Origin of the sequence: Pseudoalteromonas sp. T1lg21 (assembly GCF_002964625.1) — a bacterium.
Taxonomy (GTDB): Bacteria; Pseudomonadota; Gammaproteobacteria; order Enterobacterales; family Alteromonadaceae; genus Pseudoalteromonas; species Pseudoalteromonas gelatinilytica.
Window position 1 is genome coordinate 509537 of record NZ_PQBX01000056.1, and the last position, 22982, is coordinate 532518.

The following is a 22982-nucleotide window of genomic DNA, read 5'->3' on the forward strand; positions in this document are numbered from 1 at the left end:
GAATATCCATTTCACCACTTGTATAGACAATTCAATCACAAAGGGGGTTAAAAGAAAGCTACATGCGTGTAGCATTTTGTACTTAGGGTTAACAAATAAATTACCTAAAAAACGAAAAAATCAATTTTAAGCTTATAAAACAAGCCATAACGCTAATCTAAATTTATCAGCCGCTATTAGAATGTGAACTTTTTATCGTTTTATTTAAGAGCTAATTAATCGACAAAGTTAACAAACATGCACATTCAGTTACATTTTCAATCGCATTTTAGTCATATTAAAGTGCATGATTAAATGCATTTATTCAGTTTTAGCCAACAATTTTTTACAACACATATGCACTTTTAGCGATAAAGTAAGAAAACTAAATTGAGGTGAAAAACATGACTAGACTACTAATTTTACTCATCACCTTTGCAACTTTGTCAGCCTGCGGCAACATAGGTATAAGACTAAACAGCCCCTATAATTTGTTTACCTATGAATTTGAAAAACAGCGATTACAAGAATTTATAAGTGAACAACAGGTTATTGAAAGCGGCGCCTATTATTTAGGTGAGGTTGAAGGGCTTAGTTGTCTTGGTGAACGCTCAGTGCAATCTGGTGGCTACAACCCTACAGAGGTAAATAGTATCGCTATTGAGCAGCTAAAACTTGAAGTAGTAAATAGAGGCGGTAATGGCTACTGGGTAGAAAGCTGTAAAGACTTTACCAGTGACGACCAAAACTGCGATGTTGCCACGGTATGTAAAGGTAAGGCGTATAGTTACTGAGGCCAACTTCGTTTTATTTATTACAGAGCTGGCACTTTTAACAGCTACAGCTATAAACAAAAAACCGAGCATAGAGCTCGGTTTTTGGAAGTTTTATCACGATTATGCTTGTGGATAATCGCGGTATGCACGCTCAATGTTTTTAGCTTGCTTTTTAGACACACCAATATGCGCTAATGCTACACGTAAACGAGCACGTGATAAGTCAGAGCCTAAAATCTCCATCGCATCAAGTACTGATGTTGAAGATGTCTTACCAGTGATCGCCACAAAGATTGGCTCAAGGAAGTCTTTAATCTTCAATTCATGGAAAGTGGCCACTTCTTTTGCGATAGCAAAAATCGCTGGTTTTTCCCAACTGCGTAACCCTTCTAATTGCCAGATGAAGAACTGTAACGCTTGGCGCGTTGCATCTTCACCTGCTTTACCTGCTGTTAATAGCGCAGGATCATAGCTTGGGATACCACCTACAAAGTGACCCGCTAGGTCAACCATGTCAGAAAGCGTATTAATACGCGTTTTTGCTTCTGGCAATACTTTAGCGAATAGCTCAGTATTAAATTTCCAATCAACAAAACGTTGCATTAATTCTGCATCAGATAAGTTTTCACGGATCCACATACCGTTTAACCAGCTAAGCTTATCGATATCGAAAATAGGGCCGCCTAGCGACACACGTTTCATATCAAAGTGCTCAATCATCTCATCTAGTGTGAACTTTTCACGCTCATCTGGCATTGACCAACCCATACGGCCTAAATAGTTTAATAGCGCCTCTGGTAAGTAACCCATTTCTTTATAGTAGTTGATTGATGTTGGGTTTTTACGCTTCGATAACTTTGATTTATCTGGGTTACGAAGAAGCGGTAAGTGACCAAGTACCGGCGCTTCCCAACCGAAGTCTTCGTATAATTTTAATAGCTTAGGCGCTGAGTTGATCCACTCTTCACCACGGAAAATGTGGCTAATTTGCATGTGGTGATCATCAACTACGTTGGCAAGGAAGTAAGTTGGGAAACCATCCGCTTTAAGTAGCACTTGCATGTCTACGTTTTCCCATGGGATCTCAATGTCGCCACGTAGGTAGTCGTTAAACTTAAACGTGCCTTCGCTTGGGATCTTCATACGGATTACGTAAGGCTTACCCGCTTCAAGGTTTGCTTTAATTTCATCTTCAGAAAGATTTAAACCACGACCATCGTATTTAGGGCGCAGGCCTTCGGCCATTTGCTCTTCACGCATTTGGTCTAGTTCTTCGCTCGTAGCAAAGCAATAAAACGCTTTACCTTGTTCAACAAGTTGATGCGCAAATTTCTTATATAAATCGCTACGCTCAGACTGACGGTATGGACCAAACTCACCGCCTACATCTGGACCGTGATCCCAGTTTAAGCCTAACCATTTCAAGCTATCCATAATAGCTTGCTCTGATTCTGGCGTACTACGAACTTGGTCTGTATCTTCAATACGTAACACAAACTCACCGCCTTGCTGCTTAGCAAAACAGTAGTTAAATAATGCGATGTATGCAGTACCTAGGTGCGGGTCGCCTGTCGGTGACGGAGCAACACGGGTGCGAATTGTCATGGTTATATCTCTCAAAAGACAATTAAAAATTTGCCCAAATGCTAGCACAGCACGGGCTATAATCGAAGTGAAAAGCCGCTTTAAGCAGCGACTTTATCTAAATAAGCAATGATATCGTTTGATTCATACAACCAAGTTACTTGGCCGTTTTCTTCAATACGTAAACAAGGCACTTTTACTTTTCCGCCCTGCTCTAAAAGCTCTTGGCGAAATTGCTCGTTGCCTTTGGCATCACGAGTTTCAACTGAAAGACCTTGGCGTTTAATTGCACGACGTACTTTCACGCAAAATGGACAAGCTTTAAATTGATATAGCTTAAATTGTGATGTCACTGAATCAAGCGCCGCTTGCTCTGCTGCTGGACGCTTCTTACTACGTGGTGTGAATACAAAATCAAAAAACAAAATGATGCGGCCTAACAACCAACGAACAAACTTCATCTTACCTTCTCAATAGGGCTCTAAAAAATAGTGGGCAATTTTAACACAGCAAAGCGCGCTGCAACACCTTAAAACAGCTCTATTGAATCATCTTGAGGTTGGCTTTGTTGAATATCTAACTCGGAATAGGCAGTCACGCGATTGCGGCCCATATTTTTAGAATGGTATAAGGCTTTATCGGCTTTTTGGACCAGACTGGCAACCATTTCAAATTCGTAGATTGGCATAAAACCGCTACTCACTGTTAAGTTACCGACTTGCGGGAAGGGGTATTCTGCTACGCAGCCACGAAAGCGATTAAGGGCATTACGGGCATCGAGCTCGTCACTTGCTTGAAATAACACAGCAAATTCTTCGCCGCCGTAACGAAAAACATAATCTTCAAAGCGAAAGTTATTTTTTAATAGCTGCGCCACTAACAAGATCACTTCATCGCCAATAACGTGACCATAGTTATCATTTACACGTTTAAAGTGGTCTATATCGACCATAGCCAAGTACCAATGACGATGCTTAGAGTCAGGTTCAATATGTTCTATTGCGGCATCGGCTGCAATTTCAATCACTTTTTTATCAAAGGTTTGTCTGTTTAAAAGCTCAGTTAAAGGGTCTAGTTGCGACTTATAAAGTAACGACAGTTGATTCGCATAGATGTTCAGCATGTAGATGGCGAGCATACTACAGCGCTCTGAAAGCTCTTTTTCAGATTCAATAACCAGTACACCAACCACATTGCCCATGTAATAAATAGGCACATAAGTAGAAATAAAGCCGTAGTTGCGACTGATGCGAATTTTATTACGGCTTACTTTTTCGATGAGCTCATTGACTTCATGTTCACTGAGCTCTTCGATAACTGAATCTTTATTTAGCAGCCTGGCAGGCAGGCCAGGTTTAAAAAACTTATTGATGTAAATAGCGAAACGAGAAAATTCATCTAATTCGCTCACGGCATTAATAAGCGCCTGATCGAGCTCAGGCTCTTCTTCTTGTTGGGTGATTTCTACAACCCAGTCATGTCCGCAAGCGTTAGCCGCCATTTAAAAGTCCCCAAAACCGCATATTACTTTAGTTTAGTTAACTTTATCAGAATTACTAAAAAACTATAACAAAATCATATCATCTCGGTGAATTACTTCACTGCTTGGTGCAAATGCAAGCAACTCAGTAATTTGCGACGAATGACAGCCCTTAATTTGATCAATTTCTTGGTGGTTAAAATTAACAAGACCTTTAGCAATACATTGTCCTTGGCTCGTCACCACTTCAATCACATCACCGCGCTCAAACTGCCCTCGCACACTTTTTACGCCTTTTGCCAAAAGGCTTGCGCCACGTTCTTTAAGCGCAAGGCTTGCGCCATCATCAATCACTAATTGCCCCGTGCTTTTAGGCCCTGCTAGAAGCCACTTTTTACGGCCATCTTTTGGTGCGGTGAGTTTTAAAAAGCGCGTACCTGGAAGCTTATCAGCCATGCAATTTAAAATCACATTCTTGCCTGCCCCTTTAGCAATAATTACCTCAACACCAGCACGACGTGCAATATCGGCCGCTTGCAGTTTGGTTGCCATACCTCCGGTACCTAGGGTTGTGCCACTGCCACCAGCGAGCTCTCTGAGTTCATCATTAATGTGAGACACTTCATTGATTAGTGTTGCATTGGCATCAGAGCGAGGATCGCCTGTAAATAAGCCTTCTTGATCAGTTAACAATAACAGCTTTTCAGCATTCGCTAATATTGCGACTAAAGCAGATAAGTTATCGTTATCGCCGACTTTAATTTCGGCGGTGGCTACAGCGTCGTTCTCGTTAATAATTGGCACCACATTGTGCGCTAGAAGTGCATTCAAGGTATCGCGGGCATTTAAGTAACGTTCACGGTCTTCCACATCGGCACGGGTCAATAGCATTTGTCCAACATTCACACCATACAAAGCAAACAGACTCTGCCAAATATGAATAAGCTGTCCTTGGCCGATTGCGGCAAGCATTTGTTTTTCAATCAAAGAACGACCACAGGGGGTAATGAGTTGCTCGCGACCTGCAGCAACCGCGCCGCTTGATACTAAAACAACCTGATAACCCTGTTTTTTTAATTCACAACATTGGCGAACAAGTTCAACCATGTGTGCTTTATCTAATTTGTCGGTACCGCCTGTCAGCACGCTTGTGCCCAGCTTTACAACAACGACGTGTGGCCTTTGCATTTGATTCTTATATTCTGCATATTGAGGGAGTTTGGGTATATATATACCAGCTAACAATTTTTGAACAAGTTAAAAAAATTCATGCTAGGATCGCGCTCTCGTTTTTTTACTCAATAGCGACACCTATGCCAGCCAGTTTATGCTTAATTATCGCGACCTTTTTATGGGGTAGCTCCTACATTGCATTAAAGCATGCAATCAATGTTTATGATCCTGTGTTAGTCATTTTCTTAAGAATGCTAACCACGTTATTGATTAGCTTATGTTTATGGCGCTATGTGATCCGCTTTGAGTTCAAACCAGGTGACTGGAAGTACTTAATTGGTATGTCACTGGCTGAGCCTTGTTTCTATTATTTATTTGAAGGGCATGCTCTTGAATACACTTCAGCATCGCAAGCTGGGGTAATTGTCTCTTGTTTACCAATTATCGTCGCTATTTTGGCGTTCTTAATATTAAAAGAGTACATCAGTAAAGCCATCGTCGTTGGTTTTACCTTGTGTATTGGTGGCAGTATTTTATTAACGCTATTATCACCAAGCACTGAGCAAGCCCCTAACCCACTGCTTGGTAACTTTTTAGAGTTGATGGCGATGGTGTGTGCCGCGTTTTATACCGTGAGCGTAAAACACTTAGTCACTCGTTACTCACCGCTGACCTTAATAGCAATTCAAGGGTTCAGTGGTAGCTTATTCTTTGCGCCTTTTTTATTTTTCATCGAACTACCCAGCGAAAATCAGCACGACTTAAGTGCCCTACTGAGCATTTTATATTTAGGCTCATGTGTCACTTTAGGCGGCTATGGCATGTACAACTACGCCATTAGTAAAGTGTCGGTATTAACCGCTGCGGCTTATTCAAACCTCATTCCAATTTTTGCGTTAATTTTGTCAGCTATTTTACTTGGCGAAGTACTCACACTATGGCAATGGGTGAGTATTGCAGTGGTATTCGCCGGTGTTATTGTTAGTCAACGTCATCAAGAGCTGAAAGTTGACGTAGACGACGATAATTTATCAGCCGACACCAATAGCCTAAACTCTGTCCCTGAAGCTAACGAGTCAAAAGGGTAACAGGTTAATAAATAAAGGCCTGATTGTGCTAAAAAGCCCTGTTCATTTTGATGAATAACATCAATGCTACGAACTTGATAGTGCTCAATCTGGCCACTTTGCAACTGCATACTGAACTGCTCACCCACTGCGACATGTTTTAGAAATGCAAAGTGGGTGTCGTTATGGCCAGCTATTAACACCCCTTTTGAGCTGCCAAGTTCACCACTTGGCAAAAAATGCCCGGGGGCAAACGCAAGGTTTCGCCCCGACGCACCGGCAAGTACAGTCAATTCTTGCTGCTGACTTGGCCAATTTATGTGTGCAGTGACATAACCATCGGCGTAAAACCAAGGCCTTACTTGCTGATTAGGACTTTGCAAAGCTTGCTGCCAAGCTGATTCAATCAATGCCTGTGCCAGCCAAGCTTTCGCCTGCATATAACCGCCATTAACAAACAATGCGATGCCAAGTAAGGTGCTGCAAACTGGCAGCGCTTTATTTAGCGTCGCCATTGCCATAACCATGAGAATGTAAGCAGCAACAACCCAAGTAACATAAACACTCGGCTTTGTCCGTCAGTTTGTGGCAGTGTCATGCCATTAGGAAGTTTATTTCGTACTTGCATTGAACGCTCTGCAATCTCATTCCCCGCGTAGTTATCAACTGCAATAAAGGCCGTAAAAGGGCTAAGTAAATGATGCTGAAGTGCTAATGTTTCGACTTCTGCGCGTACCGCTTGTTTTTCGTTATAAAGCAGCAGCGATTTAATTTTTTGTCTGGCCCAGAGTCTAGCGATACCTTCGCCGTTTGCAGCATTGGCAGTTGCTAAATTAATCATCATTGGCCCTGTGTTTGTATGCCCCTTTAATGTTAAGTGCTGACTACCATCAAGCTTCACGGCAACCAAAACCGGCTCTGAAAAATACAAGTCAGGTAATGGCGATGGCCAATACTCAAGGGCTGCTTTGTCACCTTCAAGAGCAAGCTCAGTAACAGCTGGATGCGCCAGCTTATCAAAAAGTAGCTGCATTTTTGGCTGTACTTGGCTGGTGCTACTTATAAAAGTAAATGTACCACGACCAATGTCAGCAGCTCTGGTCATAAAAAAGCTATTAGGCGCGCTACCAATACCGACGGTAAAGAGTCGGCTGTCACCTAAATCTGTTTGAATTTGTTTAAATAGCTGCGTTTCGTTACCCACACTGCCATCGGTTAAAAACACCACTTGGCGTACAAAGCCATCATGCTGTTTACCATCAAGTACCTGAGTCAGTGCTTTTGCGATTTCAGTGCCGCCATCAGCTTGTAAGCCATAAATAAAGCGCTCTGCACGACGAATGTTAAAGTCATTGGCAATCATTGGCGTGTCACTTAACACTGACACTTCGTTATCAAAGCCGATGATGTTAAAACTATCATTTTCATCCAATAACGAAAGGGCATAAAACAAGGCTTGTTTGGCCTGCTCCATAGATTGACCATGCATTGAGCCGGAGGTATCAACAACAAACACCATTTCACGAGGCAGACGAGCTTGCGAGGTAAAGTGATCGCTTGGCGGTACTAACATCAGTAAACCATATTCTTGCCCTGCTACTGTTTCGGTAAAAAATGCAGCCTGAGAGTGAGCTTTATCAAGGGGTTTAAATGTCAGCTCAAAATCTCTATCCATTGGAACATCACGATTAAGTGATAATTGATAGCGACCAAAACTTGGATTATCGATTTGCATACCCGCTAAATTAGCGCTGATATCACTGAGTTCAAGGCCAATATCCATCGCAATTGCAAGGTTTAGGCTCGCATCAGACTCTTGGCTTTGTGTACGATGAAAAACAGGCTTTAGCCACGCTGATGCCACTTGCACTGTGTTAGCTGTTGCGTCGTTCTGTTGTTCTGTGTCTGTTGTTTCTAGATTCGCTTTTTGCTGCAGTTCTGCCGTTAAAGGTTCGTAGCGCGGTGTAATAGTGGTTGGAAAACGCAGTGAAAACACACCATCTCGAAAACCGATTATCTCTTGGTATTGCAAGGTAATTTCAATCTCTTCCCCTGCTCCAAGGTTTGCCACATCAGTTGAGAAAATGTTCGCACGCTGCTGACGAACTAAAGCGGCGCGTTTACCCTGTTTTTGAGCTTGCTCAAATTGCTGTTCTGCCTGCTGTTTAAGGGCAATGTTACCGGTGATAATGCGCTCACCAATTTGCATTTGCATGGCATGAACTGCGCTTTCATCAGGTAACGGAAACACATAACGGGCATTAACCGCAAACGGGTGCGGGTTTTGATAACGCTGTTTAACAACAACATGATTAATAAGCCCAGTGAGCGTCATAGTGACATCGTTTTTCACTAATAAGCCCGACGACACTTGGCTATTTGAATCATCATAAAATCGCAGTTCGGCACTGGCATTGGCTGCAAATGCAGGGTTAACTGCATAACCTAATAAGAGGATAAAAAGGCTCCCAAAAAGGAGCCTTTTGGTACGGTTACTCAACATAATATGTCACTCCATCGACCGATGAATTAGTGGTTACTTTGTGCTGTACGTAAGCTGCTTTGTGACACAGGGCGTGTCGTTAAGGTTACGCGGCGGTCAAACACGTTGTCTTCGTAGTTATTTGAATCGGCAACACTTTGCTGCTCACCAAAGGCAGTTGCGGTTAAGCGCGTATGAGGCACACCTTGTTTAATTAAGTAGCTTTGCACTGCATTTACACGCTGTTTTGAAAGCATTAAATTAGCCAACTCATCACCACGCTGATCTGCAAAGCCATTTAAGTCGATAGCCAGATTTGGCTGGGCAATCAGTAACTGTGCGACTTTGTCGAGTTGATTAGCAAAGTGCGGGGCTATTTCGCTAGAGCCGGTTTTAAACTGTACCGTCATCGCCAATAAGGTGTTTAATTGGGCTTGTAGTAACTGCTCTTTTTCGTCAGCTAATAATTCAAGCTGCTCACTTAGGGCTGCGTTATCGGCAATCACTTGTTGGTAATCTGCGGTTTGCTCTTTCATTACAACTAATGCGTGGGCTTGTTCATCAATAGTGTTGTCTGCCGCTTCTTTTTCGCCAATTAAACCGCCAGCAAACGCGCCAACAAATGCGCCCACTGGGCCTCCTAACAAACCACCGACAACTGCGCCAGCACCTAAGCCAATGGCTGTTTCTTTTGGTGTTTCTTGCTTTGTTTTACTCGCAGCCTCTGCAAAAGGGGCTACAGATACAGCAGACGTAATAACAGCGGCAATAATTAATTTTTTCATGGTTTAATCCTTTTTCTACTTAATTGCTTGGCAACATTGGTTGGTGTTGCGAACTTGGTATGGAGCTATTAAAACAAGTCGAAATGGCAATAAAGGGGATCAAAAAAGGCAAACTGCTGAGCAATTGTGGCAGAAAAATGGCAATCGCGTTTTTGCCAGTACGCAAGGCAAAAAATTAGGTATAGTTCGCTATAGAAAGAATTTAAGTAAGTATTAACAATGAAGAAAATAGCAATCGTTGAAGATGAAACAGCAATCCGCGAAAACTACACAGAAATGCTCAGTGCTCAGGGCTATCAAGTTGTAGGCTTTGCTGACAGAGCCTGTGCTGAACTGGCATTTAGTCAATCTTTACCAGATTTAGCCATTGTTGATATTGGCCTTGGCCATGAAGTGGATGGTGGTTTTTTACTTTGCCAAACATTACGCAGTCTTTCTAAAACCTTACCGATTATATTTTTAACCGCCCGCGATAGCGAAATTGATACCGTATGCGGCCTGCGCATGGGAGCCGACGATTACTTAACCAAAGACATCAGTATGGCGCATCTTGCTGCTCGAATTGGTGCCTTGTTTAGACGCCTTGATGCCTTCGATCAACCCGCCGATCAAACCGCTCTTTTGCATCGCGGCCCATTAAAGTTAGATACCCAGCGCATGCAGGTGTTTTGGCAAGAGCAACTGGTTGATTTAACCGTGACAGAATTTTGGATGGTGCATTCACTTGCGCAGCGTCCAGGCCATGTTAAAAGCCGCAACGAATTAATGAGTGATGCGAAAATTTATGTTGATGACAGCACCATTACCTCGCATGTAAAACGCATTCGTAAAAAGTTTATTGCTTTAGATGATGCATTTGACTGCATTGATACCGTTTACGGTATGGGTTATCGCTGGGAGCAAGCTTAATGCTGCGCTTGGGGCTCAGAACAAAGTTTATTTTCTTATCCTGCTTTTTATTTTTATTGCCTTGGCTTGGCTATGAGTATGTTTGGGAAATGGAAAAGTTCTTAAGACAAGGGCAAGAAAAAACCTTAGTGGGCACCACCCGTGCACTCGCTACCGCATTACATGAACGCCCTGCTTTGTTTGACTCGCAAACCAACTTTTTAGATCAAGTTGTAAAAGGTCGAGATTTATACGCCTATAATCTAAATAACCCGATTCAACTTGATGGCAAATTGTCGGAATGGCAACCTTATCAAAGCTTATTTTGGCATTATGACAAACGCTATTTACAGGGGTTAAGTAATGATCATCAAGATAGTGATCTAAGTTTTGATCACATGGTAGGCAAATACGAAAACTACCTTTATGCGGCATTTAAAGTCACTGATAGCTCACTGGTGTACCGTGCTAAAAATGTGCTCAGCTTTACCCGTAATGATCACTTACAGATCATGCTAAAAACACCTGAAGGTGAATTTAAAAGTTATGTGGTGGCTGCCCGTCAAGATGGTTGGGTTAATGCCTTTGATGCTACGACACAAGAGCCTGTCACTAAAATCCAAGGCTATTTTAAAAGCACCGACACAGGTTACAACATAGAGCTGCGTTTCCCGCTTTCGATGCTAGGTAATAAGCTTGGTTTTGCGGTTGAAGATTGGGATGAAGACAAGGTTGAGCCTCAGCTTATGTCGACCTCAAACCTACAAAATCCCAATGATATCGGCTCTGTTTTAGTGCCTTCACCAGAAATTAACCGTATTTTGAAAGGCATGGGCCACAGTGGCAGCCGAATTTGGGTCGTCGATAACCATCATCGCGTACTTGCACAATCAGGCTCAATTCATCATGCCGATGGCGTTTGGGCAGACGGCCTAAAAGAGGAGCCCGCAACAACCTGGTGGCAACGCTTTGAGCAAGATTACTTACACCCACTTTACTATAAAATTTTAACTCGCCCAGAAAATGAGTTTATTGATACCTTACATGATGTAGCAGCGATGCAAGGTACTCACATAGCCAGTGCTTTAAATGGGAAACCTGCATCATCATGGCGCTTAACTCCAGATAACAAAGCCGTTATTTTATCGGCGGCCTACCCTATTTGGATCCAAGACAAAGTCATTGGTGCAGTAATCGCAGAAGAAACCACCAATGGCGTGCGCACCCTACGTAATAAATCGTTAGAGAAGCTCTTTAATGTCATTTTAGCAGTGATGCTTGTAGGCACTGTGACGCTATTCTTTTTTGCTTCAAGAATTTCCAGCCGTATTCGCCGCTTACGTGACAACGCCGAGCAAGCCATTGATGCCCAAGGGCGCATCACCGGCAAAATTACTTATGCCGATTCGAATGACGAAATTGGCGACCTTTCTCGCAGCTTTGCCAACATTGTTAGCCGTTTAAGTGGTTATACTGATTACTTAGAAAATATGTCATCACGACTCTCCCATGAGCTGCGTACGCCCGTGGCTGTTGTGCGCTCATCACTTGAAAATTTACAAATGCAGCCGCAATCTGAACTGAGTCAAAAATACCTCGACCGTGCCAGTGAAGGGGTTGAGCGGTTAGGTAAAATTATTACCACCATGAGTGAAGCAACGCGCCTTGAACAAAGTATTCAAAGTGCCGAGGCAGAAGAGTTTGACCTGACCAAGGTGATCACCGGTTGCATGCAGGGCTATCAAATAACCTATGGTGAAAGCCTATTTACCTTGTCGCTATATAAAGAGCCGTTAAATGTTAGTGGCGCACCAGAATTTATTGCCCAATTACTCGATAAGCTCATCAACAACGCACTTGAGTTTAAAACCTCGCAAAGCACAATTTCAGTCAGTTTAACCAAGCAAGAGCACCATGCATTATTAACAATTAGCAACCAAGGGCCTCTGCTCCCTGACGGTTTAGTTGAACACATTTTCGACTCAATGGTCTCGGTGAGAAGTCAACAACATCAGCAGCAGCCACACTTGGGTTTAGGTCTTTATATTGTAAGGCTTATTTGTGATTACCATCACGGTAAAGTATTGGCAGAAAATTTAGATGATGGCACAGGTGTTGTGTTTACTGTGGAGCTGCCTATTAAATAAGCATATTTGCGTTACATATGATTACAGTTTAATGACTGGGTATTCACCGATAATTCAGATTACAGGACGTAATATTTGTAATACAAAAGGCAAATTATTCTTTGGAGGGCATTATGCGATCTGGATTACAACGTGAAGAGATTGAGTTCATTATGGGGCTATTTAGCTATAATGAAGCAACCGATAAACCAGCGGCTCCAAAAAAGCAGCCTGTAAAAGCTGACACAAAAAAAGTTGATACAGCGCAATATAAAGCAAACTATAAAGCAACTTATTTGACCTGAGTAAGCTGAGATCATTACAATGGCGCACCTTTGGAATATAACGCCTTGTAATGAAAAAACACTCACCTAAAAAAGAACTGATTTTACTGCCCGTTTTGTTCGTGGCTATTTTACTTTGTGTTGCAGGTCACTTCCTACTTCAGCCTAACTATCAAGACAGCCATACCGTTGAGTATTTACTCGCTGCACTGCCATTTGCTTTGTTTGGATTGGTGATTATCGCCTTTAAAGTTGCCAGTAAAAACGATAACCAAGATTAGATCAAAGAACGTAATAGCCAAACCAATCGGGCTTCATTGCTTGAGCTTGCCCGCTTGGCGTTAATTTTATTGATAAGTTGCTATCTAACAAATCAATCGCAAAACAATCGTCTACATCGTGTAAGTCATCTTTATGAAGATGAGTCATTCCCGCCAATAAAGACTCTTTAGCGCGTTGCTTTGCTTCTTCACTGCTACGCGCAACGTACAATGCAAAATCATGTTGCTCCGCAAGACTATCAGCTCGGTAAGCACCTAAATTCACAAAATACAGTTTTTCGGCTTGGTGATGCGCAGTATCAACCACTTCGACCTGATAGCCATCGATGTGCTGAATTCGCATGTAGCTATCCATATGCACATTGTTTTTATCACCCACCCATTGTGCTTTTAGTTTTGAGTAGGTTTGTTCAATGTTATCACCTACGACAAATCGAACGTCGTGCATTTCAATGTGGCAACCTTGAATACGACCGCCCAGATAGACTAAAAAAAGCGCCATGTTTTTCCTTATATTAAGCTTTCAACATTAATGTTGTGCTTTTTGATTAATTTATAAAAATCTGAGCGATTACGTTTCGCAAGCTTTGCGGCTTCGGCAACATTACCCGCTGACATTTTCAGCGTATTAATTAAATAATCTCGCTCAAATTCTTTTTTTGCATCATTTAACGAAAGTGGCTCAGCAATACTAACATTACTATTTAATGCACTCTCAACTAACTGAGCAGCAATCACTTTACCAGGTGTAAGGGCTACAACTTGCTCTATCACATTTTGTAATTGACGGATATTACCCGGCCAGTCATAGCGAACCAACGCATGCATTGCATCATTGGCAAACTGCTTTTGATCTTGCCCCATACGTTTAGCAATTAGACATGCAAAATGCTGTGCTAGCAAACTGATATCTTCTCGGCGTTCACAAAGCGGAGGCAATTTTAAGTTCACCACGTTTAATCGGTAATATAAATCTTCACGGAACTGCTGATTATTGATTGCCTCTGGGAGGTTCTTATGGGTCGCCGACACCACCCGCACATCAATTGGGATCTCTTCTTGAAAGCCTACAGGGCGAATGGTTTTCTCTTGTAAAACCCTCAGCAGTTTTACTTGTAAATTTAGAGGCATATCACCAATTTCGTCTAGAAAAAGGGTACCACCTTGTGCTTGTTGAAACAAACCTTGATGGTCTTTGACTGCACCTGTAAATGCGCCTTTTTTATGCCCAAATAATTCAGACTCTAAAAGCTCTCCCGGCACTGCGCCGCAGTTAATTGCCACAAATGGCCCATCACTAACATGGCTGTGTTGATGTATCGCTTGTGCAAGCAGCTCTTTACCTGTTCCACTAGCACCGGAGATCAACACATTCACTTGCGTTGGACCAAGCAATTTAACTTGCTCAAGTAAATGCAACATCGCCCCGCTACGGGTGACAATATTGGTTTGTGTCGGTGTTTCATCGCCGTGTACACCATGGATCTCGATAGCTTTAGCAAGGCTGTCGAACAGCTCATCTTTATCTACAGGCTTGGTAATAAACGCAAATATACCTTGCTTCGTCGCTTCCACTGCATCAGGTATCGAACCATGTGCTGTCATCATAATCACCGGCATTGAAGGATAACGACTTTGTAACTGGCGATGTAGAGCCATGCCGTCCATTTCATCCATTCTTAAGTCGGTGATCACCGCATCATGGTTTGGTTTTTTAGCGTTTGTAATGCCTCAATGCCACTTTCAACTGTACTAACCAAATAGCCTTTAGACTCAATTCTAATCGCTAGTAACTTTAATAAACTCGCATCGTCATCTACTAATAAAACCCGTGGTTTTGTTACTTCATTCATGATTACTGCTCCTTGGTTTCTTCACGTAGCAGAAGTTGTTGTTCGATAGTCGCAAGCGACGATAAGGTTTTTTCCATTTCATCACTCAGTGCTTGCTTAGCTTGTTTTGCCGCTAAATTCTGTTGTAAATATTGTTTTTGTAACCATAGATACTGCTTAATATCATCTGGCCAATAAAAAGCATGGTCACTTTTTTCAAGCTGATTAAGGGCTTTTTCTGGCTCTGAAGCACCGAGTAAACAAATTGACTCAAACAGACGCTTTAGCTCATTTTCGCCAACATAATTTGCTTTATCAGAAGACGCTTTAAAGCCACCACACTTGGCTGCATGCCAAGCAATGACTGTACTTGCAGGCGGGTATAACGGCTCACTTTTCGGCCGAGGCTTGGGATTAGGTTGCCCTTGAGGTTTCACATCTGTTGTCGGCTCTACTTGCTCTGGCTCAACATGCTTTTGCGTGATCGTGCACCCTGTTATAAAAAGTGTGCCTATAACAAGCATAAAACTGGCTTTATTCGCTAAGCCCATATCAGTTAACTCCTTGGGTTAATTGAATTGGTAAAATGGCTGTAAATACACACCCTTGTGGCTCATTATCTGTAATAGAGAGCTTACCGTTTAATTGTTCAACGGTTTCTTTAACTATGGTTAAACCAAGCCCGCTGCCCATTTCAGTATGTTGTTTTGCATTTTTTCCTTGGTAAAAAGCCCCAAATACAGCGGCTTTTTCAGTATCCTCTATCCCTACTCCTAAGTCGCTGACACTCAAAATTAACTGTCCCTGTTTTAAGCTTGCTTTTATTGTCACTGACTCATGTTCCGGCGAAAACTTTAACGCATTTGAAGTCAGCTGAATGAGCACCATTTCAAGTAGCTCAATTGAGATAAACAAGGCTTTATTTGGTAACTCATTCACCCACACAATGGATAAGTCACGCGCTGATAATCGGTGCTCAAAATGACGCTCAATTTTATTCATCATCAAGTTAAAGTTAAGCTCGCTTAGGCTTTGCTTACTCGTGCGAATAGCGTTGTAACTCAATAAGCTTTCAATCATGGCTCTGAGTCGCACCATACTTTGCGTTATTAGCCCAAGGACAGCTTGTTGCTCATTATTGATTGGGCCAACAATTTCATCTGCGAGTAAGTCTGTGCCTTCAACCATCGAAGCTAGGGGGGTTTTTAATTCATGTGTCACATGGCGTAAAAATGTATCTTTTTGCTGCTCAAGCATATGTAGCTGTGCTTGAACCCACTCTAGTTTGTTACCTAATTCAACTAACTCTGAGGAGCCTCGAACTTGAATTTTTTGCTGCCAATGGCCTTGTCCAAGTTTATCAATAACATGTGTGAGTTCCCTGAGCCGTCCGCTGATCCGCCAAAGAAACCCGCCCCCGACCAATAACGTGAGTGGAATTAACGCAACTAACCAATTAATAAATGAAGCTTGAAGTGCTTTTAATTGCTGCTGATTTTTTGTGATGCGTAATTCATTTTGCTCTTTGAGCCAATTTGTTTGCTCACTGATAAGCTTACTAGCGGGTGCAAACAGCTCACCATCTTGCTTTTGTTCTATTAATAAATGTTGATGCGCAAACTGTAATACCTCAGCCAATTGCCGCCACTGCGAGACATAATCAGCGGTTGGGCTTAAGAAAATGAGCTCATCGACACTTTGCAGTGACGATTGCCACTTGTTGGCAATTAAGCTATCGAGGGATTCACTTTTAAGCACCCAGTTTTGTCGAGTTGCTCGTTCAAGGCTATTTAAGTCTTGTTTGAGGTTATTGAATGCTTTGGTAATTTCGTAATTGTCACCGACGATTTCTTGAGTCACTGCAAGCTGCTTATTGAGCGCATTTAAAAATAAAATCACCACCAAGGATAACGGCAGCAAAGACAGCAAAATGCTACAGACGAACTGGCCAATAAGACTAGGTCGCCAATTTAGTAACTGTTTTATTTTTATCGCTACTTTATTTTGCATATTCACTCTCAACATAATTGCAGATGCTGATTATTAGTGAACAAACTTAGACACTCGCTGAATCCGACCTTAAAAAGGACTGATTTTCACCCAAAAACCGATACAAAGTTGCTATTTAGCAACAAACTAACTCATTGAAATAAAATGGATAAACTTTTAACACCTGAAAATCGTTGCAAAAAAGACACAACACCCTGTAACTATTTCGCATTCAAAACCACATAAAACCTATAACCAATTGATAATTATGTACTTTTAAAATTGGCACTGATTTTGATTAGTACTAAGCAAATTAGTTATTTAGGACACAAAATGAAAGTAACGGCCTTGGCAGCCACCCTGCTTATAAGTCTCATCTCGTTAAGTAGTTATGCACTTGATTTGCAAACAACGTTTAACGAACTCGATAAAGACAGTAATGGTTTTTTGAGTGAAGCTGAAGCATCTGAAGATGCATTATTACATGGCAACTTTACGCAAATTGATAGTAACCAAGATGGCCAAATTTCATTTTCTGAGTTTCAGTCGTTTATTCAATAGGAGATTGTAATGAAACAACTATTAGCTGCATTCTCGCTGATGTTTTTAGTTATCAGCGCCACCGTTCTAGCATCACAAATGGATGTTCGATTTGCTAAGTTTGATATTAACGCCGACGGCGAGATTTCATTAACTGAAGCAACCAAACACGATAACCTACTTAAGCAATTTGCCGATCTGGATGAAAACGGAGATCAGGTTCTGTCTGAACAAGAGTTTGAAAAATTCAAACCTTAACGGCTTAAAGTGCTTGCCATAATCCCAGAGGGAATGTGTAAACGGATTTAAATTTTGGGAGTTAAATTATGGCAAGCACTTTTATTTATAAAGGAGTGTAATTATGAGAATTTTCTGGCTTGCTTCATGTACCTTAATTACTATAAGCTTCAATAGCTTAGCATTGGATGTAAAACAAAGATTTGATCACCTTGATAAAGATAAAAATGGCTTTTTATCTGTGCAGGAACTGTCATCGCAACCGCACTTGCAAAAACGCATGGCGCAGTGGGATACAGATAAAGATCAACAAATCTCGCTCCTTGAATTTAAACACTATTTAACAAACAAGAGTTAAAGTAATGTCAAAATTAACCTTTGCCAGCCTAATTTTATGTTGTGTAACTAGCACAGTGAGTTTTGCTGCAGATAGTATTGGTGAAAAATTTAAACAACTTGATCGTAATGACGATGGTTACCTGACTCGCTCAGAGTCTGCGAGAGACCCTGCTCTGTGGTCACGTTTCAAAAACTACGACAGCGATAAAGATAATAAATTATCGCTTAGTGAATTTAAGGTCTACGCAAGCAAATAAAGCGTTACGGTTAATTATTTACTTACTGCTGAGTTGCAGTTTACTGCAACTCTGATACTGTTTTCATAAATCAATAAAAACTATTAGAAGATTATGAAACTCATCATCAGCTTACTAGCAACAGCTTCACTTAGCTGCTTTGCCAACACCACTGTTATTTATAATGTAAATGGCTACACGCCTACCTACAAAGGCGAAACCCAACACTTTTCTGCACTGGTTTTTAAAGACGGTAAAGTCGTAAAAACAGGCAATGACTCAATTAAAAATAGCTTCCCTGACGCCACCGCAATTGATGGCAAGCAAGCCACATTGTTACCTGGCTTAGTCGATGCTCACGGCCATGTAATTGGTTTAGGTAATAACCTTTCACAACTTGATGTCAGAAATACGCACTCGGCAGATGAGGTTGGCAAAATGCTGGCTGAGTTTGCCAAAGATAAACAAGGTTGGATCATTGGTCGCGGTTGGAATCAAGAGCAATGGCCTGGCGGTGAGTTTCCAACTGCAGCTGATTTAGACAAATATGTAAAAGACAAACCTGTAGTGCTTTCTCGCGTTGATGGCCATGCTGTATGGGTTAACTCAAAAGCCATGGAACTTGCAGGTATTGATAAACAAACTCCCTCTCCTGCCGGCGGTGAAATTTTAAAGCTGGATTCAGGGTTACCTTCTGGGGTATTCATTGATAAAGCCGAAACGCTTGTTACCCAACATGTACCAAAAGCAAGCCATGCCAGCATTAATACGGCATTAGATAATGCAGGTAAACATCTACTAAGTTTGGGTATTACATCAACCCATGATGCCGGTATCGATTACGACACGTGGCAAGTGTACAAGCAGCGCTCTGAGCAAAATACCCTTCCTGTCAGAATCGTAGCCATGCTAAGTGCTGCCGATCCTCAACTAGAAACCATGCTCAAAGCAGGCAAATATAAAGACATGAATGACATGCTGTCGATTCGAAGTGTCAAAGTGTATGCAGATGGTGCTTTAGGCAGTCGAGGCGCAGCCCTCATCGAGGAATACGCAGATCGTAAAAATCACCACGGCTTAATGCTTGAAACCCAAGAAAAGCTTGAACAGCTATTCAACTTAAGCTTTGCTCATGGCTTTAGTGCGAACACCCATGCAATTGGTGATAAAGCCAATCACGTGGTGCTCGATGCTTATGAAAATGTGTTTAAAAAAACCGGTGGCATTTTACTTCGTAACCGAATTGAACACGCACAAATTGTGACTCCTGAAGATATCCCTCGTTTTAAAACGTTAAAAATTATTCCTTCAATGCAGCCTGTTCATGCAACCTCTGATATGCATATGGCAGAGCAGCGCCTGACTGAAAAACAACTTGAAGGGGCGTATGCTTGGAAAACCTTTTTAGCGCAAGGCTCTGTAATTGCAGCAGGTTCTGACTTTCCTGTAGAGCTTGCTGATCCGTTTGATGGCTTATATTCAGCCATTACACGAATGGATCATAATCAACTTCCTGAAGGTGGCTGGCGACCACAAGAGCTGCTATCGCGTGATGAAGCTTTGCGTGCGTTTACTTTAGGTGGTGCTTATGCTGCACATCAAGAGTTTAAGATAGGTAGTTTAGAGCAAGGAAAGTGGGCTGACTTTATTTTGATTGATAAAGACTATTACAAAGCCCCAGTTTCTGAGATCCACGATATAAACGTGACACAAACTTGGATTGCGGGCGAGTTAAAATATAAAAAAGAGGAATAATATTACTCGGCGTCAGCTTTTTGCTGACGCTTTAATTTAATGATGTGGAAAATATTCACAAACGCCAGTAAACCATTGGTGAAGGCCACCGGAACGGCACCTATTGCCAGTCCGTAGAAGGTAAATGCAATACACCCTGCTAGGTTGAGCCAGCGTAGTTTTACTACATCGCTCATTGTCAAAGAAGCAACCAACAGTGCTGACGCTAAATAGCCTAAATATTCCCAACTCAATTGTTCTCTCCTAGGCTTTAGGTTAGCATTGGAGCTTGTCATTTTTTTTGACGCACTCTGTGCTAGTTTGACAATAAAATAAAAAAGCTAACTTACTAAAAACCTTGTAAAGCTTAAGAATAATCTTGGCTTTAAAATCATTACACGGGAAATGAAGGTATCAGTAACGTGAATCACCTTACTAGCAAGTTAGCGTAAATTCTTAGAATCTTAATGCTAACGTCATTAAGATGTAATAAATAGGACAATTGTCCGAAGAGCGGCGTTAATGTTTCAATATCATTTTTCAAGCTATCTTGTTGACCAATTACTGACATTTGCTGGCAGTAGTTTTCAACAAGCTAAAAAAGAAGTGCTGATCCACCAAGATCAACCTTTGTCAAAACTCGTATTAGTGAGAAGTGGCACAGTGTCGTTCAGCTATGACGTGGGTAATGGCCGACGCCTTCTTTTGGGCCAGCTTGATTGTAACAACACTCTGATTGGTGAAATTGAAGCACTGAATAACTACCCGTGTATCTACACAGTTACGTGCTTTAGCGATGTAAGTTATAACCTAATTGAGCTTAAACATTGGCGCGCACTACTCTTAGAAAAGCCAGAGTTAAGCTTGTACACAGCGCAAACAATTGCCGCTAAATTCCAAGAAAACCAAAAAATAAATTTAGATAAGCTGCTATTACCACTTAGCTACAACATAGCTAAAGATTGCTTATTAAGAGCTGAAAACAGTAACCCAACGTTACTGCGTGCCTACCCTACCGTAAATGCTGAAGCTGAGCGCTTTGCCACCACCGAAAGAGCATATAGACGCGTCGTTACAGAATTGGTTGAAAAAGGCTTAGTACAAAGAAGTAATCAAGGCTTACAAGTAGTAGATATCGACAAGCTTAGCGACTACGTCGAAAGTTTTGCGCAGTTATAAATGTGTTACAAATTTTTCTTAAATGCTTTAAAATAATATTACCAAACTGAAAAGCAAAGTCAGCATAAGTTCAGTTGGATAATCTATAAATATTCATAGAGTTAAGCTTTTTAACAGCAAAGCTCTGTATTATAATTTTGCAAAGCGGTGTGTTGTCACAAGTTACACCTGAAAGATGAGACAGAACTTTCTTATTTTATTAATGAAAGTATATATAATGTTCACTTGACGTATATATAATGTACGCTTATCCTTCAATAACAGATAACCATGTGTGGCGTTTTTTCGGTGCACAAACCGGTACTATTTGCTCTAATAAAAGTCTGATTACTTTACGAGAAAGGAAAGAAAGGTAACGATTATGGGAAACAATGAATTTAAACTAACCAAGCTAGCGCTAGCGTTAGGTGTCACTTTAAGCTTAAGTGGTTGTTTGAGTGATGACGACAAAAACGACACAGTGCCTGAGCCACCAGTACCTACAGTAGACGTTCCTGTGGCTGATACCCCTGAGGATTTAACGTTCTACGTTTCAGGTAACGTAGTTCAAAAATCAACAGGTAATCCAATTGCTGCAACAATTATGTTTTACCAAGATGGTGCTCCTTCTGAAAATGTTGTTGATATCGACGGTAACGCTATTACCTCTATTACAACTGAAGATGGTTCTTTCACATTCAACCTAGCATCATCTGATGTTTCTACGCTTAAAATGATTGTTTCTTCAGATGAGTTCATTTCTAAAACTTCAATTTTAGATTTCTCTGAAGTGGACAGCTCTGAGCCTTTTGAAGCTTTCGTCCAACTTACGAAACTTGATTCAACAGTAACATCAGCTTCTGGCACAGGTACAACTACTTCTGGTCAACTTGCTGAAGAACTAACTGTATCAGCAGATGCAGACTCAAGCTCAGCGTCTGTTGCAATTGGTACAGATGTTGTTTTACAGGATGCAGATGGTAATGCAATCGCAGACGGTGATATTAGCTTATCTGTAGTTACTGCTGATGTTGACGCAGCTTCAGGTAAAGCGAAAGCAATTGACCTTATCCCTGATGGCTTAAATGAATCAAGCACAACTACTGTTCAAGTTCCTGTTTCGATGATGAATATTGAAATGAAAGCTGGTGATTCAAAAGTTAAAAACTTCTCTAGCCCAATTTCTCTTACTGCATCATTACCAGCAACAGTTAATGGCCAAGCGATTTCTGAAGGCGATTCTCTAAGTGTAATGTCTTATAACGAAGATACTGGTGAGTGGGCAACAGAAGATTCTGTAACAGTAGACGCTGACGGTAATGCAACTGTTTCTACTAATCACTTATCTGGCTGGCCTTTCCTTTGGAGCTTCCCAGCTTGTACAGCGGTACCAACTTTCGCATTAGGTGGCTACCCTGGTAGCGTACCATTAATTATTGATATTGATACTCCTCAATTCTCATACAGCCGCCGTATTAAATCTGGCAGCGGTAACCTATTCTTACGTGCTGCAGCTAAGTATGGCTTATGGAATACATTAAATGCTCGTATCTCTGTACGTGATTTACTAGGTAACTCATGGGGTTTCAGCTCACAATTAGTATGTGGTCCAATTTCAATTCCAGTTGTTCAACCTTACGAAATCGTTAATGAGAATATCAATGTAACTTATTCTTGTTCTAACGCGAGCGAAGATTTCCAAGATAATACGTACCCATTCACAGGTGCTTTAGTTAAGTATGCACAAGCAAACAGAATTAAAACAGCAGCAAGTGGTTCTGATGGTTCATACAGCTTAACTGGCTTACAAAGCGGTTCAGAGTATGATGTTGTATTCACTCCACGTGGTGTTGATGTTGAAGAGCAAACATTCACTATCACGGCAGATGGTACTGATGAAACCTTTAACATCGTTCGTGACAACTGCGAGCTTGAAACTGTTCCTGTAACTGGTGGTACTGGCTCAACCGGTTCTACTGGTGGTAACGGCTAATTAAATTTAGTTTGTTAAA

The 22982-nt window shown here is 41.5% G+C and carries 24 protein-coding genes and 1 pseudogene; 13 read left to right on the forward strand and 12 right to left on the reverse strand.

What is annotated here, in order from left to right; genetic code table 11:
* The first annotated feature begins 383 nt into the window (after positions 1-383).
* Positions 384-773: a hypothetical protein gene (locus C2M25_RS12545; RefSeq protein WP_063703320.1), complete on the forward strand. Its 390-nt coding sequence runs from the start codon at positions 384-386 to the stop codon at positions 771-773.
* A 102-nt stretch (positions 774-875) separates the two neighbouring features.
* On the opposite strand, the gene gltX is transcribed toward C2M25_RS12545, so the two are convergent.
* The 4 genes from gltX to proB all read right to left on the reverse strand — a co-directional run bounded on the left by gltX (position 876) and on the right by proB (position 5007).
* Positions 876-2360, reverse strand: coding sequence for a glutamate--tRNA ligase (gltX, locus tag C2M25_RS12550; RefSeq protein ID WP_063703318.1), 1485 nt, complete (start codon positions 2358-2360; stop codon positions 876-878).
* Positions 2361-2440: 80 nt separating this feature from the next.
* Entirely contained in the window at positions 2441-2800 is a 360-nt protein-coding gene (locus C2M25_RS12555; protein WP_054560852.1) for a glutathione S-transferase N-terminal domain-containing protein, read from the reverse strand.
* A gap of 68 nt (positions 2801-2868) precedes the next feature.
* A complete protein-coding gene (locus C2M25_RS12560) occupies positions 2869-3840 on the reverse strand; it encodes a GGDEF domain-containing protein (protein ID WP_105174818.1) in 972 nt (323 codons plus the stop codon).
* Positions 3841-3903: 63 nt separating this feature from the next.
* Entirely contained in the window at positions 3904-5007 is a 1104-nt protein-coding gene (gene proB, locus C2M25_RS12565; protein ID WP_063703313.1) for a glutamate 5-kinase, read from the reverse strand.
* A gap of 125 nt (positions 5008-5132) precedes the next feature.
* Here proB and C2M25_RS12570 point away from each other — a divergent pair, with 125 nt between their 5' ends.
* Positions 5133-6080 (forward strand): DMT family transporter, encoded by a 948-nt coding sequence (locus C2M25_RS12570; RefSeq protein ID WP_105181243.1) that lies wholly within the window; start codon positions 5133-5135, stop codon positions 6078-6080.
* On the opposite strand, the gene C2M25_RS12575 is transcribed toward C2M25_RS12570, so the two are convergent.
* From C2M25_RS12575 to pdsO, 3 genes are read right to left on the reverse strand one after another with little or no spacing between them, the layout of a single operon-like run.
* Positions 5987-6574, reverse strand: coding sequence for a class GN sortase (locus C2M25_RS12575; protein ID WP_105181244.1), 588 nt, complete (start codon positions 6572-6574; stop codon positions 5987-5989). The genes C2M25_RS12570 and C2M25_RS12575 overlap by 94 nt on opposite strands.
* On the reverse strand, positions 6562-8562 hold the full coding sequence (locus C2M25_RS12580; protein WP_105181245.1) for a marine proteobacterial sortase target protein: 2001 nt from the start codon (positions 8560-8562) through the stop codon (positions 6562-6564). The genes C2M25_RS12575 and C2M25_RS12580 overlap by 13 nt, the downstream gene beginning before the upstream one ends.
* A gap of 26 nt (positions 8563-8588) precedes the next feature.
* Positions 8589-9326: a sortase-associated OmpA-like protein PdsO gene (pdsO, locus tag C2M25_RS12585; protein ID WP_105181246.1), complete on the reverse strand. Its 738-nt coding sequence runs from the start codon at positions 9324-9326 to the stop codon at positions 8589-8591.
* Positions 9327-9545: 219 nt separating this feature from the next.
* Here pdsO and pdsR point away from each other — a divergent pair, with 219 nt between their 5' ends.
* The 4 genes from pdsR to C2M25_RS12600 all read left to right on the forward strand — a co-directional run bounded on the left by pdsR (position 9546) and on the right by C2M25_RS12600 (position 12905).
* Positions 9546-10235: a proteobacterial dedicated sortase system response regulator gene (pdsR, locus tag C2M25_RS12590; RefSeq protein WP_105181247.1), complete on the forward strand. Its 690-nt coding sequence runs from the start codon at positions 9546-9548 to the stop codon at positions 10233-10235.
* Positions 10235-12361, forward strand: a complete 2127-nt coding sequence (gene pdsS, locus C2M25_RS12595) for a proteobacterial dedicated sortase system histidine kinase (protein WP_105181248.1) — start codon at positions 10235-10237, stop codon at positions 12359-12361. Before pdsR ends, pdsS begins: the two co-directional genes overlap by 1 nt.
* A gap of 113 nt (positions 12362-12474) precedes the next feature.
* Positions 12475-12645, forward strand: coding sequence for a hypothetical protein (locus tag C2M25_RS21740; protein ID WP_156426462.1), 171 nt, complete (start codon positions 12475-12477; stop codon positions 12643-12645).
* 50 nt (positions 12646-12695) lie between these two features.
* Positions 12696-12905, forward strand: coding sequence for a hypothetical protein (locus C2M25_RS12600; protein WP_054560860.1), 210 nt, complete (start codon positions 12696-12698; stop codon positions 12903-12905).
* 1 nt (position 12906) lies between these two features.
* Here C2M25_RS12600 and C2M25_RS12605 read toward each other — a convergent pair whose 3' ends face one another.
* From C2M25_RS12605 to C2M25_RS12620, 4 genes and pseudogenes are all read right to left on the reverse strand, one after another.
* Positions 12907-13407 (reverse strand): DUF1543 domain-containing protein, encoded by a 501-nt coding sequence (locus C2M25_RS12605; RefSeq protein ID WP_105181249.1) that lies wholly within the window; start codon positions 13405-13407, stop codon positions 12907-12909.
* 8 nt (positions 13408-13415) lie between these two features.
* Positions 13416-14758, reverse strand: a pseudogene (locus C2M25_RS12610) (sigma 54-interacting transcriptional regulator).
* Between the two features lie 2 nt (positions 14759-14760).
* Positions 14761-15288: a hypothetical protein gene (locus C2M25_RS12615; RefSeq protein WP_063703297.1), complete on the reverse strand. Its 528-nt coding sequence runs from the start codon at positions 15286-15288 to the stop codon at positions 14761-14763.
* Position 15289: 1 nt separating this feature from the next.
* Positions 15290-16747 carry a HAMP domain-containing sensor histidine kinase gene (locus C2M25_RS12620; protein WP_105181250.1) on the reverse strand — a complete coding sequence of 486 codons (1458 nt, stop codon included), beginning with the start codon at positions 16745-16747 and terminating at the stop codon, positions 15290-15292.
* Between the two features lie 312 nt (positions 16748-17059).
* Between C2M25_RS12620 and C2M25_RS12625 the strand changes: the two genes are divergently transcribed.
* The 5 genes from C2M25_RS12625 to C2M25_RS12645 all read left to right on the forward strand — a co-directional run bounded on the left by C2M25_RS12625 (position 17060) and on the right by C2M25_RS12645 (position 19833).
* Complete coding sequence (locus tag C2M25_RS12625) at positions 17060-17287, forward strand: cag pathogenicity island protein Cag25 (RefSeq protein WP_062564862.1); 228 nt, start codon at positions 17060-17062, stop codon at positions 17285-17287.
* A 9-nt stretch (positions 17288-17296) separates the two neighbouring features.
* On the forward strand, positions 17297-17524 hold the full coding sequence (locus C2M25_RS12630) for a hypothetical protein (RefSeq protein WP_063703293.1): 228 nt from the start codon (positions 17297-17299) through the stop codon (positions 17522-17524).
* Between the two features lie 103 nt (positions 17525-17627).
* Positions 17628-17861: an EF-hand domain-containing protein gene (locus tag C2M25_RS12635; protein ID WP_063703291.1), complete on the forward strand. Its 234-nt coding sequence runs from the start codon at positions 17628-17630 to the stop codon at positions 17859-17861.
* 4 nt (positions 17862-17865) lie between these two features.
* A complete protein-coding gene (locus tag C2M25_RS12640) occupies positions 17866-18099 on the forward strand; it encodes an EF-hand domain-containing protein (RefSeq protein WP_063703288.1) in 234 nt (77 codons plus the stop codon).
* Between the two features lie 93 nt (positions 18100-18192).
* On the forward strand, positions 18193-19833 hold the full coding sequence (locus C2M25_RS12645; RefSeq protein WP_105181251.1) for an amidohydrolase: 1641 nt from the start codon (positions 18193-18195) through the stop codon (positions 19831-19833).
* Positions 19834-19835: 2 nt separating this feature from the next.
* Here the strand turns inward: C2M25_RS12645 and C2M25_RS12650 are convergent, their stop codons facing one another.
* Entirely contained in the window at positions 19836-20066 is a 231-nt protein-coding gene (locus C2M25_RS12650; protein WP_063529621.1) for a YgjV family protein, read from the reverse strand.
* Between the two features lie 268 nt (positions 20067-20334).
* Here C2M25_RS12650 and C2M25_RS12655 point away from each other — a divergent pair, with 268 nt between their 5' ends.
* Both C2M25_RS12655 and C2M25_RS12660 read left to right on the forward strand, forming a co-directional pair.
* Positions 20335-20991 (forward strand): Crp/Fnr family transcriptional regulator, encoded by a 657-nt coding sequence (locus C2M25_RS12655; RefSeq protein ID WP_054560870.1) that lies wholly within the window; start codon positions 20335-20337, stop codon positions 20989-20991.
* A gap of 361 nt (positions 20992-21352) precedes the next feature.
* Positions 21353-22963: a hypothetical protein gene (locus C2M25_RS12660; RefSeq protein ID WP_105181252.1), complete on the forward strand. Its 1611-nt coding sequence runs from the start codon at positions 21353-21355 to the stop codon at positions 22961-22963.
* The last annotated feature ends 19 nt before the right edge of the window (positions 22964-22982 follow it).

Bases quoted from the DNA above. Each gene is read 5' to 3' on its own strand.
- C2M25_RS12545 (WP_063703320.1), top strand. From the start codon at position 384: ATGACTAGACTACTAATTTTACTCATCACCTTTGCAACTTTGTCAGCC.
- gltX (WP_063703318.1), bottom strand. From the start codon at position 2,360: ATGACAATTCGCACCCGTGTTGCTCCGTCACCGACAGGCGACCCGCAC.
- C2M25_RS12555 (WP_054560852.1), bottom strand. From the start codon at position 2,800: ATGAAGTTTGTTCGTTGGTTGTTAGGCCGCATCATTTTGTTTTTTGAT.
- C2M25_RS12560 (WP_105174818.1), bottom strand. From the start codon at position 3,840: ATGGCGGCTAACGCTTGCGGACATGACTGGGTTGTAGAAATCACCCAA.
- proB (WP_063703313.1), bottom strand. From the start codon at position 5,007: ATGCAAAGGCCACACGTCGTTGTTGTAAAGCTGGGCACAAGCGTGCTG.
- C2M25_RS12570 (WP_105181243.1), top strand. From the start codon at position 5,133: ATGCCAGCCAGTTTATGCTTAATTATCGCGACCTTTTTATGGGGTAGC.
- C2M25_RS12575 (WP_105181244.1), bottom strand. From the start codon at position 6,574: ATGGCGACGCTAAATAAAGCGCTGCCAGTTTGCAGCACCTTACTTGGC.
- C2M25_RS12580 (WP_105181245.1), bottom strand. From the start codon at position 8,562: ATGTTGAGTAACCGTACCAAAAGGCTCCTTTTTGGGAGCCTTTTTATC.
- pdsO (WP_105181246.1), bottom strand. From the start codon at position 9,326: ATGAAAAAATTAATTATTGCCGCTGTTATTACGTCTGCTGTATCTGTA.
- pdsR (WP_105181247.1), top strand. From the start codon at position 9,546: ATGAAGAAAATAGCAATCGTTGAAGATGAAACAGCAATCCGCGAAAAC.
- pdsS (WP_105181248.1), top strand. From the start codon at position 10,235: ATGCTGCGCTTGGGGCTCAGAACAAAGTTTATTTTCTTATCCTGCTTT.
- C2M25_RS21740 (WP_156426462.1), top strand. From the start codon at position 12,475: ATGCGATCTGGATTACAACGTGAAGAGATTGAGTTCATTATGGGGCTA.
- C2M25_RS12600 (WP_054560860.1), top strand. From the start codon at position 12,696: ATGAAAAAACACTCACCTAAAAAAGAACTGATTTTACTGCCCGTTTTG.
- C2M25_RS12605 (WP_105181249.1), bottom strand. From the start codon at position 13,407: ATGGCGCTTTTTTTAGTCTATCTGGGCGGTCGTATTCAAGGTTGCCAC.
- C2M25_RS12615 (WP_063703297.1), bottom strand. From the start codon at position 15,288: ATGGGCTTAGCGAATAAAGCCAGTTTTATGCTTGTTATAGGCACACTT.
- C2M25_RS12620 (WP_105181250.1), bottom strand. From the start codon at position 16,747: ATGCAAAATAAAGTAGCGATAAAAATAAAACAGTTACTAAATTGGCGA.
- C2M25_RS12625 (WP_062564862.1), top strand. From the start codon at position 17,060: ATGAAAGTAACGGCCTTGGCAGCCACCCTGCTTATAAGTCTCATCTCG.
- C2M25_RS12630 (WP_063703293.1), top strand. From the start codon at position 17,297: ATGAAACAACTATTAGCTGCATTCTCGCTGATGTTTTTAGTTATCAGC.
- C2M25_RS12635 (WP_063703291.1), top strand. From the start codon at position 17,628: ATGAGAATTTTCTGGCTTGCTTCATGTACCTTAATTACTATAAGCTTC.
- C2M25_RS12640 (WP_063703288.1), top strand. From the start codon at position 17,866: ATGTCAAAATTAACCTTTGCCAGCCTAATTTTATGTTGTGTAACTAGC.
- C2M25_RS12645 (WP_105181251.1), top strand. From the start codon at position 18,193: ATGAAACTCATCATCAGCTTACTAGCAACAGCTTCACTTAGCTGCTTT.
- C2M25_RS12655 (WP_054560870.1), top strand. From the start codon at position 20,335: ATGTTTCAATATCATTTTTCAAGCTATCTTGTTGACCAATTACTGACA.
- C2M25_RS12660 (WP_105181252.1), top strand. From the start codon at position 21,353: ATGGGAAACAATGAATTTAAACTAACCAAGCTAGCGCTAGCGTTAGGT.